Raw genomic sequence first — 1,343 nt, 5'->3', positions numbered from 1 at the left:
TACTTTGCAACGGCGGCTTCCGAGCGGACCGGCGTCGTTTCAAGCGGGCTGATCGCCTTCAGCGCCTTCGCCACCCCCGCACCGTAGGCGGGGTCCGCCTTCGTGCAGTGCTCCACGTGCAGATCGCGAATCGGCTGCGACACGCCATGCATGGCACGCGCAGTGTTCTCGAACAGAAGCTGTTGCTGCGCCGGCGTCATCAGGCGGAACAGATCGCCCGGTTGCGAGTAATAGTCTTCGTCGACGCGATGGTTCCAGTGATCCGCCGCGCCTTCGATCGACAGAGGGGGTTCGGCGTAGTCGGGTTGTTCCTCCCACTCGCCACGCGTGTTCGGGTTGTAGGGGGTCGCCCCACCCATATTGCCGTCGACCCGCATCGTGCCGTCGCGATGGTAGCTGTGCACGTGCTTCGCGCCGCGCGGTGCATTGACCGGAATCTGGTGATAGTTCACGCTCAGGCGATAACGCTGTGCGTCGCCATACGAAAACAACCGTCCCTGCAGCATCTTGTCCGGCGAAAAGCTGATGCCCGGCACGACATTAGACGGCGCAAACGCCGCCTGCTCCACATCGGCGAAATGGTTCTCCGCGTTGCGGTTCAACTCGAAATACCCGACCTCGATCAGCGGATAGTCCTTGCGCGGCCACACCTTCGTGAGGTCGAAGGGATTCAGGTGGTAGCTGCCTGCATCCTTCTCGGGCATGATCTGGATATACATCGTCCAGCGCGGGAATTCCTTGCGTTCAATCGCTTCGTACAAATCGCGATGATGACTCTCGCGATCGCGGCCGACCAGTTCGGTCGCTTCGGCGTCGGACAGATTTTCGATACCCTGATGGGTCTTCAGGGTGAACTTGACCCAGTAGCGTTCGTTTTTCGCGTTGATCAGGCTGAACGTGTGGCTGCCGAAGCCATGCATATGGCGGAACGTCTTCGGCAGGCCGCGGTCGCTCATGACGACCGTGATCTGGTGCAGTGCTTCGGGCAGTTGCGTCCAGAAATCCCAGTTGCTTTCCGCGCTGCGCAAGCCCGTGCGCGGGTCGCGCTTGATCGCGTGGTTGAGGTCGGGGAACTTCAGCGGGTCACGCAGGAAGAACACCGGCGTGTTGTTGCCGACGAGATCCCAGTTGCCTTCCTCGGTATAGAACTTCAGCGCGAAGCCACGGATGTCACGCTCCGCGTCCGCCGCGCCGCGTTCGCCGGCGACCGTCGAGAAACGTGCAAACAATTCCGTTTGCTTGCCGATCTGCGAAAAAATCTTGGCGCGTGTGTACTTCGTGATGTCGTGCGTGACGGTGAATGTGCCGAACGCGCCCGAGCCCTTGGCGTGCATGCGGCGCTC

General features: G+C 61.2%; 1 protein-coding gene. It reads right to left on the bottom strand.

Annotated elements, in window-relative coordinates:
* Positions 1–1,343: catalase (locus HV670_RS30015; protein ID WP_175108544.1), on the bottom strand; the 1,343-nt coding region annotated here is incomplete at both ends.

It is taken from the genome of Pararobbsia alpina, assembly GCF_902859895.1.
Lineage (GTDB): Bacteria > Pseudomonadota > Gammaproteobacteria > Burkholderiales > Burkholderiaceae > Pararobbsia > Pararobbsia alpina.
This window is presented reverse-complemented; position numbering and strand designations above follow the sequence as displayed.